Annotated in this window: 14 protein-coding genes; 10 read left to right on the forward strand and 4 right to left on the reverse strand. The window is 41.9% G+C overall.

The genetic code is table 11. From position 1 onward, the window contains the following. The first annotated feature begins 24 nt into the window (after nt 1-24). The 4 genes from DBZ36_RS16920 (at nt 25) to DBZ36_RS16935 (ending at nt 4419) form a co-directional block, all read left to right on the forward strand. Nucleotides 25-471, forward strand: coding sequence for a VPA1267 family protein (locus tag DBZ36_RS16920; RefSeq protein WP_120356150.1), 447 nt, complete (start codon nt 25-27; stop codon nt 469-471). Further along, entirely contained in the window at nt 468-2633 is a 2166-nt protein-coding gene (locus DBZ36_RS16925) for an AAA family ATPase (protein WP_120356151.1), read from the forward strand. The genes DBZ36_RS16920 and DBZ36_RS16925 overlap by 4 nt, the downstream gene beginning before the upstream one ends. 427 nt (nt 2634-3060) lie before the next feature. Continuing rightward, nucleotides 3061-3408 carry a hypothetical protein gene (locus DBZ36_RS16930; RefSeq protein ID WP_120356152.1) on the forward strand — a complete coding sequence of 116 codons (348 nt, stop codon included), beginning with the start codon at nt 3061-3063 and terminating at the stop codon, nt 3406-3408. Nucleotides 3409-3696: 288 nt separating this feature from the next. Continuing rightward, a complete protein-coding gene (locus tag DBZ36_RS16935; RefSeq protein WP_120356153.1) occupies nt 3697-4419 on the forward strand; it encodes an NYN domain-containing protein in 723 nt (240 codons plus the stop codon). 221 nt (nt 4420-4640) lie between these two features. On the opposite strand, the gene DBZ36_RS16940 is transcribed toward DBZ36_RS16935, so the two are convergent. The 3 genes from DBZ36_RS16940 to DBZ36_RS16950 all read right to left on the reverse strand — a co-directional run bounded on the left by DBZ36_RS16940 (nt 4641) and on the right by DBZ36_RS16950 (nt 7343). Continuing rightward, nucleotides 4641-5366 (reverse strand): SLATT domain-containing protein, encoded by a 726-nt coding sequence (locus tag DBZ36_RS16940; RefSeq protein ID WP_120356154.1) that lies wholly within the window; start codon nt 5364-5366, stop codon nt 4641-4643. A gap of 12 nt (nt 5367-5378) precedes the next feature. Next, on the reverse strand, nt 5379-6644 hold the full coding sequence (locus DBZ36_RS16945; RefSeq protein WP_120356155.1) for an SMODS domain-containing nucleotidyltransferase: 1266 nt from the start codon (nt 6642-6644) through the stop codon (nt 5379-5381). A gap of 297 nt (nt 6645-6941) precedes the next feature. Beyond that, nucleotides 6942-7343: a DUF2384 domain-containing protein gene (locus DBZ36_RS16950; RefSeq protein ID WP_120356156.1), complete on the reverse strand. Its 402-nt coding sequence runs from the start codon at nt 7341-7343 to the stop codon at nt 6942-6944. Nucleotides 7344-7795: 452 nt separating this feature from the next. Here DBZ36_RS16950 and DBZ36_RS16955 point away from each other — a divergent pair, with 452 nt between their 5' ends. Continuing rightward, entirely contained in the window at nt 7796-8404 is a 609-nt protein-coding gene (locus DBZ36_RS16955; protein WP_158589133.1) for a hypothetical protein, read from the forward strand. Nucleotides 8405-8521: 117 nt separating this feature from the next. Here DBZ36_RS16955 and DBZ36_RS16960 read toward each other — a convergent pair whose 3' ends face one another. Next, nucleotides 8522-8878, reverse strand: a complete 357-nt coding sequence (locus tag DBZ36_RS16960; protein WP_120356158.1) for a helix-turn-helix domain-containing protein — start codon at nt 8876-8878, stop codon at nt 8522-8524. A gap of 99 nt (nt 8879-8977) precedes the next feature. Here DBZ36_RS16960 and DBZ36_RS16965 point away from each other — a divergent pair, with 99 nt between their 5' ends. The 5 genes from DBZ36_RS16965 to DBZ36_RS16985 all read left to right on the forward strand — a co-directional run bounded on the left by DBZ36_RS16965 (nt 8978) and on the right by DBZ36_RS16985 (nt 16870). Beyond that, the gene (locus tag DBZ36_RS16965) at nt 8978-9502 is read left to right on the forward strand and encodes a hypothetical protein (protein ID WP_120356159.1); all 525 of its coding nucleotides are present in this window, start codon (nt 8978-8980) and stop codon (nt 9500-9502) included. After that, on the forward strand, nt 9496-10878 hold the full coding sequence (locus tag DBZ36_RS16970) for a DEAD/DEAH box helicase (RefSeq protein ID WP_120356160.1): 1383 nt from the start codon (nt 9496-9498) through the stop codon (nt 10876-10878). The genes DBZ36_RS16965 and DBZ36_RS16970 overlap by 7 nt, the downstream gene beginning before the upstream one ends. A 214-nt stretch (nt 10879-11092) precedes the next feature. After that, nucleotides 11093-12682 carry a type I restriction-modification system subunit M gene (locus DBZ36_RS16975; RefSeq protein ID WP_120356161.1) on the forward strand — a complete coding sequence of 530 codons (1590 nt, stop codon included), beginning with the start codon at nt 11093-11095 and terminating at the stop codon, nt 12680-12682. Between the two features lie 7 nt (nt 12683-12689). Then, nucleotides 12690-13928 carry a restriction endonuclease subunit S gene (locus DBZ36_RS16980; protein ID WP_120356162.1) on the forward strand — a complete coding sequence of 413 codons (1239 nt, stop codon included), beginning with the start codon at nt 12690-12692 and terminating at the stop codon, nt 13926-13928. Nucleotides 13929-13936: 8 nt separating this feature from the next. Then, on the forward strand, nt 13937-16870 hold the full coding sequence (locus tag DBZ36_RS16985; RefSeq protein ID WP_120356163.1) for a type I restriction endonuclease subunit R: 2934 nt from the start codon (nt 13937-13939) through the stop codon (nt 16868-16870). Nucleotides 16871-16904 lie beyond the last annotated feature (34 nt).

Below are 16904 nucleotides of genomic sequence, written 5' to 3' on the forward strand. Positions count from 1 at the left end.
AGGCTCGGGAGAAAGAGGGAAATAATGACAAGAAGGGCAAGCGGGCAGCAAAAGGCACTGCAAAACCTTGAGGCATTTGAAGTATGGAAAGCGACGCAAACTGACGAAGGCTTTAAGCAAATCGTCTACAGAGGTCAGCTTAACCGTGTCGAAGTGGCAAAGGGACTTGGTTGTGGCAAGTCTGCCCTAAACCAAAACCCTGCGCTCAAAAAAGCGCTCAATGCACTAGAGGATGAACTGCGTGACAAGGGCGTACTCCCTCTTTTGACCGACTCAGCCAAGAAAAATTCGGACAGGCCTAAACCCTATGACAACATGGCTAATCGGAAACTATTCGATTCCAAACGGGTATCGTCATTAGAGGCAGAAAATATTGAACTGAAAGCCAAGGTCAAAGAGTTAGAAAGTAAACTTGAACGTTTTGGTGAACTATCTGAGACCCTATCTGAAATGGGTTTGATGCCACGATGAACATCGCTTTGCATGAAGATCAGATGCGCGTGACCAGTGTCCCTTACCGATCGAGCAAGATGGTGATATTCAGTGGTGTGCCACTGGCAAAAGACTCTTACAAAACTAATAGTGGCAAGTATTACGTCACCATTAAAGTTGACCCCAATAGCATTCCCGTACTGCCAGCCATAGGGCAGCACTGGTTCATCAAAGGCAACCGCCAAATAGACTGTGTGGAGACCGACGATTATGTGATGCAGCAGCACACCTATGAGTTGCCGGAACATATTCAATGCGCATTGCCTGAAACCGGCGAGCAGCTAATCCGCTTTATAGCCAAAGGAAAGGACTTCAAGGGGATAGGTGAAAGCAAGGCTAGAGCATTATGGCAGCTCCTAGGTAAAGAGTTTCATGTCACGTTGACAAACGATACTCCTGCGTCCAGATCTCGACTTACAGGGCTTTTGAGCGAGGAATCGGTGGAGGCACTCTTCTTGGGGTACGCCAAGTATAAGAATTTGGCGCATTGCAACTGGATGAGTGCGCATAAAATTCCAGCAGGCGTGCAGCAACGACTACTCAAATATCATGGTGAGGCCTCCATAGACGTTATCAAGGAAAACCCTTACGCATTAATTGGCTTTGGGTTGTCGTTCAATGTCATTGAAGGCATCGTTCAAGCGACGGATTTTAAGGGCTCGGTTGCGCAGGACGACCCCAGAAGATTGAGTGCAGCACTTGAAATAGCCATACGCAAAGAGATTGAAAAGGGTCATACCTATACTATACACACCAATGTGCGGCCCCATCTCATAAAGCTTCTCAAAGACCAAACATTGGTTGCTCATGCGCTTCAGTCGGGGCACGACAGAGCCCAATTTATATTGAATCCAGGCTCTGGAGCTTATCACCCCACCGCACAGCTTTTGATGGAAAATGTCGTTGCCAAACGACTGAACAAACTGGCTTATTTAACTGACTTGTTTGATGACAAAGCCAATGCAGCCTTTTGTTTTGCGGTTGCCGGTTTACCTTATGATTTGACGGTGAAGCAAGGTGAAGCCGTTACAACGTGTCTAAATAACTCTGTGAGTTGCATAACCGGAGGAGCGGGAACTGGCAAAACAACAGTGCTCAGAACTGCGCTCAGGGCCTATCATCATATGGGCTTTGAGATACATGCCGTCGCGCTAAGTGGCAGAGCTGCGATGAGGCTGCATGAGTCAATAGGCTTTGTTACCTCGACCATTGCCAAGTTACTTCGGGATGAGCCGATAGGGCCTAGCATTGAACAAGAGAACCATCTACTAGTAATCGATGAAGCGAGTATGATTGATTTGCCAACAATGTATCGCTTGGTGAACCATATTCATCCTTCAGTGCGTTTGATTTTTACGGGCGATCCCGACCAGCTTCCTCCCATAGGGTGCGGCAAGGTTCTTGCTGATATCGTTGAAGCAAAAACGATAGCCAACACCATGCTAGATATTGTCAAAAGGCAGGAAGGTTCGACAGGCATCCCTGAATATTCAAAGCTCATCAATCAAGGTGTCATACCGGAAGAACTCAGCATTGGTACAATACAATTCCACGAAACGGATAAGTCTGAAATCGCACAAGTCTGCTGCGAACTTTACCAACAAGAACCTGAAAATAGCCGTGTCATGGCTCCAACCAAGGCCCTTGTGTCGGAAATCAATAAGCGCATCCAACAGGCCGTAAACCCAAGTGGTGAAGCTCTTGAATTTGAAATTAACGGCGACAAGTTCTTTCTACCCCTTCGCTTGAATGATGCGGTTTTATTCACGCAGAATCACTATGACAAAGGTGTTCAAAATGGCTCCCTTGGTAGGCTAACAAGCGTTAAGTCCTCCGGTGACCGCTACGGAGAAGTAACACTGGATATTGGTGATACCTTAGAAGTGACGCAATCTGTTCTAGATTGTATGGAGCTAGGTTATGCGGTCACTTTGCACAAAGCTCAAGGGTCGCAATTCCCTCGTATCATCATTGCTCTACAAAAAGGGCGAATCGTTGATAGAGCCTGGCTCTATACAGCGATTACGAGGGCAGAAAGTGAAGTTCATATTGTTGGTAGTGAGGGTGATATGAAGCAGATTACAGAAGCGTTAAGCCATTCGCATAGGCGAAGTAGCTATTTAAAAGAGCTTCTGAAGTAAGCGTTCAAACGCATTAGTGCCCCATTGTTTCTTAGGCAGTTAATTCAATAGCACCTTAAAACCAGCTTTCACCCTTAGCAACACTAATTGTTTCACTAAGCGCGTCTACAATGCTAACTAGAGGAAAACTTATCGAAAGCTGACCGTTTAGGGCTGTGTACTTTGTCACTGTTATTATATATAGCCACTACATTTCGCATTCTGCTTTTCTCAAAATTATATATAAAATTTAAACACTGACTATTGATAAAACTAAAAGAAAACCTCAAAGTAGACAATAAGTTAAAGAGAAAGCATGAACAGACTAGCAATCTTGCGCTAGGTCACACTTTCTGTGATAGGAAGCGTGCTCATTGAATGGGATAGGAAGTACGTGCTTCATACTTAGCGTTAGAGCTCAACACGAATATAGAGAGAAATATAAATTATGGCAGCACAATTTCTTCCAATAATAAAAGTAGTTGCACCATACATAGCGCAAATAGCTACAGCGGCTATTCCGGCATTTACTTCAAAAAAAGAAGCACCAAAATCTGATGAAATCAAAACCGATCCAATAGTAACCAAACAAATAGAAGAACTTCAGGATGCCGCATCTAAAAATGCAAACTCCGTTAAAGTGCTTGCAGAGAATCTCCAGCAAGCAATAGAAAATATCGATATCGCTGCTCAGAAAGCCAATAAGAAAATAACCACATATAAAATTGTTATATTTTTATCACTGAGCTTAACGATCATTTCTTTATCTACAAGTTTGTATTTACTACTGCAATGATCAGCTCTAACTATTATAGTCAGCAGGACAAACCTGCGCTGCGGTTTGCCTCTGCTGTGTGCGTTAACACCAATCAAACCGTACTTAATCTAATCCGAGCAGCCAGTATTTGAACTAACAACGTAACTCATTCCTGTCCAAAAATGAGTTGGGGCGGTTAACACTCATCTGCCCCAGTACGATTTAGAGTTGTTGCTCTTAACACTTCTGAGTTCTGCTATTTGAACTGATTATACTAATGACTCTATAGTGCAATTAACAACATATTAGGATCTTCAATCAAGTTTTATGGGCAACAAAAAAATAGCAGTACTAATTGATTCCGAGAATACTCCTCACTCTAAGCTGAACTTGATTATTGAAGAGCTATCTAGCTTTGGGCAAATAATAGTCAAACGCGCTTATGGTGATTTTTCTGCTGAACAATTGAAAAATTGGAAGCAGCCGTTGAATGAGTTGGCTATTCAAGCCAAGCAACAGTTCGCGTACACTTCTGGGAAGAATTCGACCGATTCGTTAATGATTATTGATGCTATGGATCTCCTATATAGCCAAAGATTTGATGCATTTGCTTTGATTTCCAGTGATAGTGACTTTACTAGTCTAGCTACAAGACTAAGAGAGTCAGAGATTCACGTCATTGGCGTTGGCAAAGCGATGACACCAACTTCATTCAAAAACGCTTGTGACGATTTTGTAGCCATTGAGAACTTAAGTGCTGATGTTGAGCTTGAGGAAGTACAGCCAAACTCGAATCAAGTCGCAGAGCGGGAACTCTGGCGCTTAATGCATCAAGCTTGGCAAACCTATAGAGACGAAACTGGTTGGGTTAAACTAGGTGAAGTAGGTAAATACTTAAAAAGACTAAAACCAGATTTTGACCCCCGCAATTACGGATTAAAGAAATTATCTGATTTTTTTGACAAATATCCAACAAGGTACAGAATCCGTAACACCAAACGTTCTGGTATGGAATTTCAGTTAATTACGAAGGCTAGCAAACACAAATGACATGCTTAACGACTAAGCCAAGTTTAAACCTCAAAATTTCCCCATTAAGAGTTACGGAGATAATGAAGCCTTTCGAAAGTGGCTTGCATTACTCCAAATAATAGTAATGTAACGCAGGAGAAATTATGTGCTCTGCCTAACTGTTTATGCGTGGCGTGAGTCGCTTCGAGACAAAAGCTCGTTAGAGAAAACTAACTAAAGGGTTTTTACCCCTTACCTTGTTACTTAGTCGTTCCACCATATGTCGCTTTAGCATCAGGCTTTGGTTCGGGTGTAGCTTTGCTGGCTTGAACTCGTAGTGATTCCGGAGCGGGTTGTTCTTGCCAGCATCCCACACAAGGCTTATAAACCCATGCCCAAGTCTTGCTTGTGATGCAAAGTGGATTTACCCAGAGCAAAGCAGCTACTAGGCAACCAATAACTACAAGGCGCAAGCTGAGCGGAACTTTGTCACGCCAGCTTAGAGCAAGCTCTGCGCTCATCCAGTCACTATTATGCTCAGAAAATACCTTGTAGTGGGCATACCATGAAGACATCAGCACTGGAGATATAGTTTTAACAGATCGATGTTCTGTTTGAATTTGGCTAAGGTCAGCTCTCGCTTTAGTTACCGAGGCTGCGTCTTGTTCGTTAACTTCACAGTAAATGTGCTCTAGCTTCTTGCTGATATCAGTCAGGCTATCCCCTGTAGCTTCATATTGCTCCTTCAGAAGCTCTCTTGGTTTAAGAATGATACCGATGATACCTATAATGAGTAACAGCGCAGCCAAAGCTTTGCTGTTGAACTCTGCAAATGCCAAACCAAGTACACCAAAGGACAGCGAAGTAATGCTAATAATCGTCGGTAACTTCTCGCAGATATCTAATGACGCAAAATGAAGCTTGGCGCTATAGAGAACATTGTAATACTCTCTAGCCACTTGCTTCTTTATTGTTTGCTTCGTCATAAACGTTCGTTCCTATTCGATTGGGACAGTGATTATATGTCGCGCTATCACCGTGTTTTTGCGCATAGCGTAGCACTCAACTGTATGATCACCATAGAAAGTTGCCGTCTCAACACGAGTTTTACTGCCATCATCGTCTATGATTCCACCGCGATAGTTCTTGTCCCTATCTGCGATATGCCCACGGTTGCGAACCTTCCACTTGACTTCGTAGTCTCCAACAATGTCGGTTTGTTTCACAAAGAAGTGCAGTTTCCGTTGATGCTGTATTCGCTCCCCGCCATATGTTAGTGACGATAACATTTTAGTTATCAGGTCGCTTTTTACGTTACAATCAATAGTAATTTGGTTTGTAATATCCATATCGAATAGTTCCTCAATGAACTCCTCATTCACTGCTGAAACTTGTTTCGCTTCACGATTAGGGAACTTCGTACCAAAAATAGCCTTGTACCGTTGGTTACACTTGTCCTCATAACCATTCTCTCTTGCTTCAATCGCTTCAGTTGCGGTATCCAGTGCTTTCTGAGCATCATCTTGGAATGCTTTATTCACACCGACTCTCGAGTTGCTGCCAAATGCATAGTAGAACGCTTTCTTTGGCTCTTTGGTAAGGTATTGAAAAAAGTCTTTCACCATCATGTCAAAGCTGCCGAAGCAACTCTTGTCGTATTTAGTGTTATCATTGAGGAAGTTGTAGCAAAGGGTGTCGATTAGAAAGCCACTCATCTGAATATCGTTTCTAGCCTTCCATGCACGAATCATTTTCGCAAGCTTACGCAGATTGTCTTTGCGCTTGTCGTTCAGTTCTCTAAATGCTATTAGCTCAGCACGAGTATCACATTGCCGCCATGAACCACCATTATATGTGTCAGGGTATTTGAATACTCCTTGCCATTCGAATACGGGTACGACTTCAAAGGTAAAGTCTTGCATCTCAACCACTACTACGTTGCGGTCTTTCTTCACTTTGCTTGTATTATACGTTTTCTTTATTGCATCTTTTGCATGGTCGAGAGCCTTCGATGGGTCTTTGCGATAGGTAGTCCAAGCACAAGGAGGCAGTATGTAGAGCATATCAAGGTCAGAAATACCATTGATTCCAGAGTAGCGACCATATGAGCCAGCTTGGAGACTGTAGTTTTTCTTGTCGTTTTCTAAGTCTCGAAACTTTTCATTAAGGTTCTTAGTAATGCTTCCGTAGCGACTTGAAATTGTGTCTTTGTTCTTGATCTTCAAGTTATCCAAAAACACACTGAAATCCCGCCTTACCGTCATATGTCACTCCCCCTGTATTTATTTCCATGTAATATATGGGGGAATAAATTAACAAAACAACCTGTATGTTAGAGTAAGCCGAAGTATTGGCTGCAGTGGTACACTGAATTTGGCCACTACCTTGGAGTTAAAGACCTAATGCCTTTTCTCTCCTATGGCGAGTTAGGTTGTCTAACTCATTTGAGCCCCAAATCTCGTATGACAATAACAGCGCTTTGTTTTACATAATCGCCACACTCTTAAGCATTTTTCCCCTGAAACAAGTTCATTAACATAGAATGAAAGTAAGCGTTGAAATTAGGCTAAGTACTCACTAGGGTTAACGTCTAACCAGCTGGCAACATTGCTTAAATCGGCTAGACTTCCACCACTAATAAAATCTAGAGGTTTGTGCCCTTCAAACGGAGGATTGTGGTTTTCGAGGCTCATAAACCCTGAGACATTTTCTTGATTGTAGAATTTAAGTCTTAACGCCCGATGTATATTGAGAATGTGGCTTAGTCGTTCTATCTGTTCACTATTTAAGGCTATCGAGTCAGCATTCGATATGAATTCGCTATAAACATCTTCTGGGATTGCAAGAATGGATTGAATTTGTGGCTTTGAGCAGCCCCAATTGAACATGATTTTATTCACTGCCTTGAAGCCGGCTATCACCATCTTCCGTTGTTCTTGCTCTGCGCCTGGTAGAGTCGACATACAAATCACTGTTGTTAGTTATTATTGTCGGTGGAGAATATTGTGTGATTACTTCCAATATAGTCTAATCATTTCAATGAACTTTGTCCCCTTTTGGGCTCTTTAAAATGTGATTGGTTCGCTCAGCTAAAATGCTTCTTTCTTTTATCGGTTAGGGCCTATATTCATCCCTATTTTCAAGTGCATGTTTAGTTACTGATCTCCCTAGCCTACAATTATAGGCTATGAAATAACATGCAAATGCTAATAGAACACAGCCGAAACAACACGTAAATGAGCAAATCCCTCAGCAACTTCTAATTCATAAACGGACATACGATGCGATTAATCATAAATAAAAACATATATGATTGACTGTATGATTCATTGCGAGTAAGATTCTTGTCAATCATATGTGAATTCATATATGTAACGCTTGGCAGCCCTAACTTTGAGAGAAAAAACAAATGACTATGAAAACTATTGAGGTAACAGAAGCTATATACGACAAACTAGCTGCAAAAGTTATCGGTTTCGGTGAGACCCCTAATTCTGTAATTGAACGTTTGCTGAAGGACGTTGATGGTAAAAGTACAAAGCCTACCTTAGATTTTTATCCTTCAAATGATGTCGAATTTAAAAAACTTCTTTTAAAAAATAAAAAGGCAGAAGTCGCTCTATACAAAACTAATGGGGAAATCGAAGTATTAGTTTGGAACGCCTCGAAATTGAAAGAATCATCCAACATAAAGGCTAACATTTGGTCGGGTTATTTACGTGATTGGGAAACTAAAGGGATTAAAAAAGCGGAGTTTTCGATTTACGAACAGCCTGAAGATACCAATAAAAGCTCTGAACATTTTGAACGATGCGAAATATTCTCTGCAATTACCAACATCCCTTATAAGACATTAATTCAATTGGAGTTCGATGCCGAAATTGAAGCATCTGAAGGTAGTAAATGCTTAGTCTTAACATTCATTGCAGGACAAAATTTAGGGCAACTGGAAAGTAATGCTTTTTTCGATTCTTCGACCAATAGCATTCGGGTGTATCAACACGAAACCGGCTACCCACTTTAAAATGTCGCTCGCAGGTTAGAACTATTGGCTCCTGTTTTGTCACTAGTTTTAACTTGCCGCTTCAATCTTGTTTGCCAATCGACTACAAATACATCTTCTGACCACTCCAATCCTCTTTTACAACGAAGCCTTCCTGAAACTATCTTTAGGAAGCGAATCACAATCCTTGGATCTATCACTCAATATATGGTCGATAAGCTTTTTCCGTTCATCATCACCAAGCTTGGAAATTAAACAAGCCAACTCGGCAGACGTATCGTCTTCGCAAAAGAAATAGTTCAAAGGAACACCTAAAGCATCAGCCATTTTTTTCAAGGTGCTAATATCTGGAGTATGGCGACCTTTCTCATAATGGTTCATTCGACCGCTAGCAGAGCTTTCATCCATACCTATCATTACTCCCAAGTTCTTTTGAGTAATGCCAGATAACTTACGCGCTTGTTTGAGTCGAATTGGAATTGGATTAGTGAGCACAGAAATTTCATCGTTTTTCTCAGATAACTTAGATTGTCTAAGTTTTACCTATTTCTGTATACTTAGCAATCCTAAGTATTTCGAGTAAATTAAGAGTAAATGAAACGCTCCAAGAAGATCAGTGCTGTAATGCACAAGTTATTGATAGAAAAAGGGATGGATGGTTTTTCAGTAATCGAGGCGAGAGATGCCTCTCTTTCACAAGATGGAATTAGCTCTGACTTACGTGAAGCTCGGAAACAGATTTACCGGCAAATACTACGTTATGAGCAAAAAAATTGGCTGCGTAGTGAAGGCCAAGGCCAACAAAAGCGCTATTTTCAAACTGCTGTTGCTAGGGACTTACAAAACATTGAGCAACAAGAAGCTGTTGAAGAAAGTACGGATTCAATACTTACTTTTGAGACATTAAGCAAAGAGCGCAACACATACCAAGCGGAATTGGAGATCAGCGTAGGCGAGGTTGAAGAGTATCAGTCTTTGATGAGTCGTTTTCCTCAATTAGATTCAAAACTGATTCCCTTGCTTAAGAGATCAAGAGGGCGCTCAGCACACCTCCTTGGAAAAATTAACGGACTAACTAATGTTCTTGAAGCCCTCAAACAGGATCAAAAAACGTGTTAAGAACTTGGCAGCAAGAGTGTTCACAGCATGCACTAAAAAAATTCCAAACCAACCATAACCACTATTTTTGCCAAGCAACCCCAGGCGCAGGAAAAACCGTGTTAGCGGCAGCTATAGGGTCACACCTGCTAGAAGAAGGTATGGTAGATCTTATTCTGTGTTTCTCACCCTCGCTAACGATATCAGACGGGATAAAACAGACATTTTCGCATAAACTGGATTGTGCGTTTAATGGTGGCTTAGGCTCCATTGGCCAGTCACTGACATATCAATCTATTCAATTTCTTAATGATGAATTTTGGCAAACTTTAGGTAAACATCGTGTGTTTGTGGTTTTTGATGAGATCCATCACTGTTCGGGCTCTGAGATTGAAAATGCTAATGTATGGGGCCAACAAGTTCTCACGAAAATCCAGGGACTAGCTACGTATACCCTCGCTATGTCAGGCACTCCTTGGCGTTCTGATTCTTTGCCTATTGTAATGAGTGAATATAGCTCCCCTGATGGCCAGATTCTTGTAGATTATCAATACAGCTTAAAGCAAGCCATTAAAGATAAGGTTTGTAGAGCACCTAAAATCGTTCTGGTCGATAACGAGCATATGTCCATCGTCAATAGTGAGAAAAGCCAATCATTCACATCAATTCTAGAACTTATTAAGCAAAGCCAAACCTCTTACCAAAGTGTCATTCGCAATCAAGAAGCGATGGAGTACTTGCTTGGACTTGCATGTCAGAAGCTCTCTGAGATACGAGGACAATCTCCTAAAGCAGGTGGACTCGTGGTTGCATCGTCTGTTCAGCATGCTCAGACTATAAAAAGCATTTTGTCTCAAAAGTACTTACAGTCCGTTTCGATAGTGACATACCGGCATGAAGAACCTTTAGCTGAGATTGAACGTTACCGCCACAACAGTTCTCAATGGATTGTTAGCGTTGGAATGATCAGTGAGGGTACAGACATTCCGCGCCTGCAAGTCTGTTGTCATATGAGCAGTGTAAAAACCGAGCTGTATTTTAGACAGGTACTAGGTCGAATTCTGCGCGTGAATGAGGCGCTAAACCAGCAAGCATGGCTCTACACTTTCGCCGAAGAAAGCTTAATTGAAATTGCAGAACGAATTGAACAAGACATTCCAGAATCTTGCATGTTTGCCAAAATGAATCACTCATCAGAGTACGAAATAGAATATACGCGTGATTGCGACGCCCAGATTGAACTTCTGGACAAACTTGAGAAAACAGACGCGCAATTAGCATGGGCTTGTGATCAAAACACTGAGAACAGCTCGCATGGGCAAGTTAACGAATTCGACGAACTAAGATTAGGTAACTTTAAACAAATTTTGATATCGGCGTTTGTCGATGTTTCTTAGCTTATGTAAGATCCCGATATAGCTGACATGCTTCGTACAGAGAGCTGCGTCGATGTTGGTTACTGGTAATGCCATTCTTGCTGCTAAGCTCATAAAATTTACTAGTGTTTCTCATCGAGACATTCACAACTAGATACTGATTTTAGATCTTTAAGTAGTAACATCAGCTACAATGCCCTTACTTAATAATTTGAGCTAATCAAATAGGCGCATCATGGTTCGTGAACACCAACAAGAATTACAAAAACAGCTCTGGAATATCGCCAATACTTTGCGTGGCAATATGTCAGCCGACGACTTCCGTGATTACATTCTAGGGCTTATCTTCTACAAGTACCTATCAGACAAACTGAATCGTTACTGTGATGAACTGCTAACCGAGGATGGCATAAAGTTCGTACAAACTGATGATGAACTGATTAAAGAACTACGTGATGAGTGTGTCGAGAACCTTGGATACTTTATTGCCCCTACACAGCTATTCTCAAGCCTTGCTAAGCGTGGCGAGAAATCTGAGTTCGTTCTTGATGAGCTAAGCCGTGTGCTTAACGACATTGAGCAATCCACCACCTCTGCTGATTCTGCCGATGACTTCAACGGACTGTTTGAAGAACTCGACTTGAACTCTAGCAAGCTTGGTAAGAACCCAGACGCACGTAACAAGCTTATTTGCCAAGTGTTGGTTCACTTAGAGAACATTGATTTTCAAATCGATAACACCGAAATCGATCTATTAGGTGATGCCTACGAATACCTGATTGGTCAGTTTGCCTCTGGCGCTGGAAAAAAAGCTGGCGAGTTTTATACCCCTCAACAAGTCTCTAAAATCCTTGCGAAGTTAGTGAGCCTCTCTTGTGAAGGTGAAGAGCGTGATGTGAAATCCGTTTACGATCCAACCTGTGGTTCTGGTTCATTACTATTGCGTGTAGCAAGGGAAGTGAAAAGCACTAACCTTGAGTTTTGTGGACAAGAGCAAAATCCAAGTACCTTCAACCTTGCTCGCATGAACATGCTGATGCACGGTGTGCGTTACGATAAGTTCGATATTAAGAACGACGACACCCTAGAGCACCCAATGCACTTGGATAAGCGTTTTGATGCTGTGGTTGCCAACCCTCCGTTCTCTGCTAACTGGAGTGCAAATGACCTGCATTTAAACGATGAGCGTTTTGCTGATTACGGTAAGCTTGCACCTAAAACTAAGGCAGACTTTGCTTTTGTACTGCACATGGTTCACCAGCTAAACGAGACAGGTACACTAGCGGTTGTTGTTCCTCACGGCATTCTTTTCCGTGGCGCGGCTGAAGGGCATATTCGTAAGCACCTTATCGAGAACAAAAACTATCTTGATGCAGTGATTGGCTTACCTGCGGGTATCTTCTTCGGTACGGGCATTCCGACTTGTATTCTTGTATTCAAGAAGACTCGCCAACACGCTGATAACGTCTTATTCATTGATGCATCTAACCACTTCGAAAAAGGCAAAGCGCAAAACCACCTGCGTGATAGTGATGTTGACCGTATCATTGAAGCCTACAGTAAGCGTGAACAGCTTGAGCCAGAAAAAGCAGATAAATATTCGCATGTTGCGGAGCTGTCTGAGATCGCCGAGAACGACTACAACCTCAATATCCCTCGTTATGTGGACACCTTTGAAGAAGAAGATGCAGTCGATCTTGATGCGGTAGCAACAGACCTAACCGAGCTTGAAACCAAGATGCACTCAGTGGATGAAGATATCGCTGATTTCTGTTCTCAGCTTAATATCAAAGCGCCCTTTCCTTTAAATAAAGAGCAGGTGTAGGTATTTTATGACTGAACAAATGAATGTGCCGAAGCTTAGGTTTGGAGATTTTTCCGAGCAGCCAAAGACTCTAAAATTAATAGAACTATCAGAAGATGGTATATCTAATGGTGTATTTAACGATCCCAAAAAAGTAGGGTCTGGATACCGTTTGATCAATGTAAAGGATATGTATGAAACTGATTATGTCGATACTGGAAAATTAACGTTACTTGATATAGGTGCTAAAGAGTTCGGAAAAAACATGGTGCGTTATGGTGACATTTTCTTTACTCGGTCATCAATAGTACCTAGTGGTATCGCCTATTCTAATGTTTGTTTATCCAGATCGAACGATATTACTTATGACGGGCATTTAATGAAATTAAGTCCAGCCCTTTCACGAGTTGATCCGACATACTTATCTTATAAGCTTAGAACATGGCCTATGAGAACTCGTCTTATTCGCCGAGGTAAACAAAGCACCATGACAACAATTGGACAAGCAGATATTGCAGATATTCCAGTTGAAATGCCAACCCTCCCAGAACAACAAAAAATCGCTTCATTCTTATCAAAGGTCGATGAAAAGATTGGGCTATTGTCAGGGAAAAAAGACAAGCTGACCGAATACAAACGGGGGGTGATGCAGCAGTTGTTTAATGGCAAGTGGCACGAGCAAGACGGTCAGCTGACCTTTACACCACCCACGTTACGATTCAAAGCCGACGATGGTAATGAATTTCCTGATTGGGAAGAGAAGAAGTTGGGTGAGGTATTTTCTATCTCAGCAGGTGGTGATGTAGACAAAAAACATTCAAACAAAGTAAGAACGGATAAATTTAGGTACCCAGTATTTGCCAATGCAGAAACGAATAAAGGGCTGTATGGATACTCTGATGTATATAAGGTTGATCAACCATGCATTACAGTATCGGGGCGGGGCAGTTTAGGTAATGCCCTGTATAGGAATGAAGCTTTTTACCCCATAGTTCGACTATTGGTGTTGAAACCACAATTTGCACTTAATCTTAAGTTTTTTGAGCAAACTATAAATAAATTAAATATATACAATGAGAGTACGGGAGTCCCTCAACTAACAGCGCCTCAATTGAAAACTTACAGTGTATTATTTCCAAGCACTAACGAACAAAACAAAATAGCTAGTTTTCTAACTTTGTTAGAGCAGAAAATTGACCTAGTGAACTCTGAGCTTGAAACAGCCAAAGAGTGGAAAAAAGGCTTATTACAACAGATGTTCTTGTAAGGGACAAAATGAGCACACAACCAGAAGCAATACTTGAAAAAGACTTAATCTCGCAGCTTACCGCAGCTGATTTTGAACCAATCAAGATAGAAAATGCAACCGCGCTTAAAGCTAACCTTAAGGTGCAGCTTGAGCGAGCGAATAAGCTAACGCTCACGATGCGTGAATTTGAGAATGTGCTCATTAGCCTTGAAAAAGGCAACTTCTTCGACAAGTCCAAACGCCTCAAAGGTAGGGTAGATGTAGTGCATGACGATGGCATCATCAGCTACCTCACTTTATTGAATACCGATGCCTCAAAGAATATTTTCCAAGTCACCAACCAAGTCACCATGCGTGGTAAGTATGAGAACCGTTATGACGTCACTATCTTGGTGAATGGCTTGCCTCTTGTGCAGATAGAACTTAAAAAACGAGGCCTTGAAATGGCGGAGGCGTTTAACCAGATAAAACGCTACGCCAAGCATTCTTTTGGTGCAGAGGGTGGGTTATTTCAATACATACAGTTGTTTGTGATATCTAATGGTGTAAATTCCAAATACTTCTCAAATAACCGTGAGTTGTCATTTAAGCAAACCTTCCACTGGACGGATGTTGACAACAAAAAGATTAATGCGCTACCCCTGTTTGCCGATGCTTTCTTAAACCAAAAGCATCTTACGAAAATACTCAGTCGCTACATCGTTCAAAACGAGACCGGCAAATTCTTAATGGTGCTGCGCCCTTATCAGTTCTACGCAGTAGAAGCGATTGTAGAACAAGTAATGACCAGTGATAAACATGGCTATATTTGGCATACCACAGGCAGTGGTAAGACCCTAACCAGTTTCAAGACTGCTCAAATATTATCGAGGCTCGATAACGTAGATAGAGTGGTATTTGTTGTTGACCGTAAAGACCTCGACTACCAAACCGCCAAAGAGTTTGATGCCTTCCTAAAAGGCAGTGTCGACAGTACCGGTGACACCAAGAGTCTGTTAAACCAGTTCCTCGGTTCTCGACCTATACCAAAGAAATCGACGCCTGCTAACGGTAATAATGCCGAAGATAATGAAACACTACCGCAAGTCGCAGAATACTCACCAATCTATAGCAATAACGTTAATCGCATCAATAAGCTAACTATCACGACTATACAAAAGCTTAATAACCTGATCACCAAGCCTCGCTTTAAAGGGCAAATTGAACATCTGCGCCAAGAGCGAGTGGTCTTTATTTTCGATGAGTGTCACCGCAGTCAGTTTGGTGAGACCCATCAGAATATTGTCGAATTCTTCGATAAAGCTAAGCTCTTTGGTTTTACTGGCACACCTATCTTTGCTGATAACGCTAGTGCTAAAAAGGTCGAAGGTAAGGGCGTGCAAAAGAGAACTACCAAAGATCTGTTTGGTGAGCGCCTGCACAGTTATGTGATTGTCGATGCGATTCGAGATGACAACGTACTGCCTTTTGCAATTGAGTATTACGGCAAGTTAAAGTACAAACAAACTGGCTTAGATGTAGATGTCTCTAGTATAGATATTGCAGAATTTTTCAGCTCTCCTAAGCGGATAACGCAAGTCTGTGAGCACATCATTGGTATCCATGGGCATAAGACCAAACGCAAGTTTAATGCCATGCTGTGTGTGGCGAGTGTTCCCGATTTAATCACCTACTACGACACCTTTAAGGCACTCAAGGCCGAAGGTAAGCACAAGCTCAATATCGCTACTATCTTTAGCTATGGCGTCAACGAAGCCGAAGAATATGAAGGTGAAGTCAATGTTAAGGGCTTATCTGAAGCCAATGCCAAAGTACACAGCCGCGACAAGCTAGATTCGTATATTGGTGAATATAACGAACAATTTGGCACGAGTTTTTCGACCCAAGATACCGACAGCTACTACAACTATTACAAGGATCTCTCCAACCGAACCAAGAATGGCGGAGTGGATATTTTGCTTGTAGTAAACATGTTTCTCACGGGCTTCGATGCGCCAAGACTTAATACTATCTACGTCGACAAGAACCTCAAACATCATGGCTTAGTTCAGGCTTTCTCTCGTACCAATCGACTAAACGGAACGGTGAAATCTCACGGAAACGTGATGTGTTACCGCAACTTGAAATCGCAAGCCGACGAAGCCTTTACTCTGTTTTCGAATAAACAGCCAACAGAGTATATCGAAGTACCTGACCTTGACGGTTTGACAGAAGACTTCGCCAAAGCGCTTGAAGCGTTAAGAGAAATAGCGCCAGATGTTCAAAGTGTTGATGACTTGCCAGATGAAGACATGCAAGCAGGGTTCATCAAACAGTTCCGTATCTTGATACGCCTGAAGAACCAACTTGAGACATTTAGCGATTTTGACATTGAAGCGCTAGGTATCTCAGAACAAGAGTTCGTTGATTACGCTTCTAAGTACGGTGATTTAGCACGAGAGTTAAAAGGCAACCCTACAGATAAAGAGTCAATCCTTGCTGATATAGACTTCGAATTAGAGCTACTCCAACGTGACAACGTAAATGTGAGCTACATACTCCACCTTCTTCGAACCATGCTTGAAGAGCCATGTGATGACGCTAGAGCTAAGAAACGTCAGGTTATCGCAAACCTACTTGCTTCTGAGCCAACACTTCACAGTAAACGAGAACTCATTGAAGGCTTCATTGAGCAAAGCGTACAAGGTTTGGTACAGGCCCAAGAGTTTGATGAATACATTGAAGAAAAAAAGCAAAGAGAGCTTGAAAATATCGCCCTGGAAGAAAACCTAAATTCAGAAAAACTACATGAAATGGTTTTTGACATAGAGAGCGGATTAAACGTAGAAGGCTTGAAGTCAGACGACATAGCCGAGCTAATCACCGAGAAAATGACCTTCAAAACACGCCGCACTATTTTGCCTAGAATTGGCGAACGCTTAAAAGCCTTCACCGAAACGTTTATCAGCGGATTTCAGTGATTGTTTTCGGCGAAGGTGAGCGAAAAGTTAGAAA

Origin of the sequence: Alginatibacterium sediminis (genome assembly GCF_003610775.1) — a bacterium.
GTDB classification, from domain to species: Bacteria; Pseudomonadota; Gammaproteobacteria; order Enterobacterales; family Celerinatantimonadaceae; genus Alginatibacterium; species Alginatibacterium sediminis.